Source organism: Promicromonospora kroppenstedtii DSM 19349 (assembly GCF_000515355.1).
In the GTDB taxonomy this organism is placed as follows: Bacteria; Actinomycetota; Actinomycetes; order Actinomycetales; family Cellulomonadaceae; genus Promicromonospora; species Promicromonospora kroppenstedtii.
Genome location: NZ_KI911636.1, coordinates 1 through 1,427, shown reverse-complemented (window position 1 = coordinate 1,427; position 1,427 = coordinate 1). Strand labels below are relative to the sequence as shown.

Below are 1,427 nucleotides of genomic sequence, written 5' to 3'. Positions count from 1 at the left end.
GCCGACGACGGCGCGGCCGCCGCCGACCCGTCGCCCGAGTCGGCGGACTCGCCGAACGAGTCGGCCGTCGACACCCCGGGCTCCGCGCAGTCCGCGGACTCGCCGGGCGACGCCAACTACGACCCGTCGCCGGAGTCGGCGGACTCGCCGAACGAGTCGGCCGTCGACACAGCGGGCTCGGCGCAGTCGGCCGACTCGCCGGACGACGCGAACTACCAGAGCCCGGCCGACAACACGCCGGACGACGCCGACGACGACGCCGACGACCGCGGCGACGACTGATCCCGCCCCGCGGGCATCCCGACAGGACCTCAGGTCACCCCGATGACCTGAGGTCCTGTCGCGTCCGGGCGGGTACGGACCGGTTTCGCCAGGGACGAACGGGTACGAACCGGTAACCCGCCCCGCCTACACTGCGCGCGTGACCCGTACCCACCAGAGACCGCGGATCGCGATCTGCGGCATGGCCATCGAGTCCAGCACGTTCTCCCCGCACCGCTCGGGCTGGGAGGCGTTCACCCTGCTGCGCGGCAACGAGCTCGTCCGGCGGTACCCGTTCCTGCGCGACGGCACGGCGCTGCGCCGCGAGGCCGAGTGGGTGGGGATCCTGCGCGCCGGGGCACTCCCGGGCGGCGCCGTCCTCACGGACGTCTACGAGACGGTCCGCGCGGAGATCGGCCTGGCGCTGGAGGCGCAGGGCCCGTTCGACGGCGTGCTGCTGGAGATCCACGGGGCCATGGCCGTGCTCGGGTACACCGACGCGGAGGCGGACCTCGCGCGGGCGGTGCGCGCCGCCGTCGGGCCGGACTGCCTGGTCTCGGCGTCCATGGACCTGCACGGCAACGTGTCGCGGGAGCTCGCGGCGACCGTCGACCTCATCGCCTGCCACCGCACGGCCCCGCACGAGGACGAGGACGAGGCGCGCGAACGCGCCGCCACCGACCTGCTGCGGCGTATCCACGGGGCGGGCCGGCCGCGCAAGGCCTGGGTGCAGGTGCCCGTGCTGCTGCCGGGGGAGCGGACGAGCACCCGGCTGGAGCCCGCGAAGGGCATCTACGAGGACGTCGCACGGGTCGGCGAGCTGGACGGCGTGCTCGACGCCTCCCTCTGGGTCGGGTACGCCTGGGCGGACGAGCCACGCTCTCGGGCCGCCGTCGTGGTCATGGGCGACGACGACGCCGTCATCACCCGGGAGGCCGCGCGGCTGGCGCGTCGGTACTGGGACGCGCGCGACCAGTTCGCGCTCGTCGCCCCGGCGGGCACGTACGAGGAGTGCCTGCGGGCGGTCCTGGCGAGCGACGCGCGGCCGTTCGTCCTGTCGGACTCCGGCGACAACCCCATGGCCGGCGGGGCGGGCGACGTCACCTGGACCCTCGCGCGGCTCCTCGCGGAGCCCGTCTTCGCGGCCCCGCCCGCCGACGGCGGCC

General features: G+C 75.5%; 1 protein-coding gene and 1 pseudogene. Both read left to right on the top strand.

The window, feature by feature from the left end:
* A pseudogene (locus PROKR_RS34225) lies at positions 1-282 on the top strand (hypothetical protein); the annotation flags it as partial.
* 139 nt (positions 283-421) lie between these two features.
* Positions 422-1,427: M81 family metallopeptidase (locus PROKR_RS07410; RefSeq protein ID WP_245605735.1), on the top strand; the 1,006-nt coding region annotated here is incomplete at its 3' end.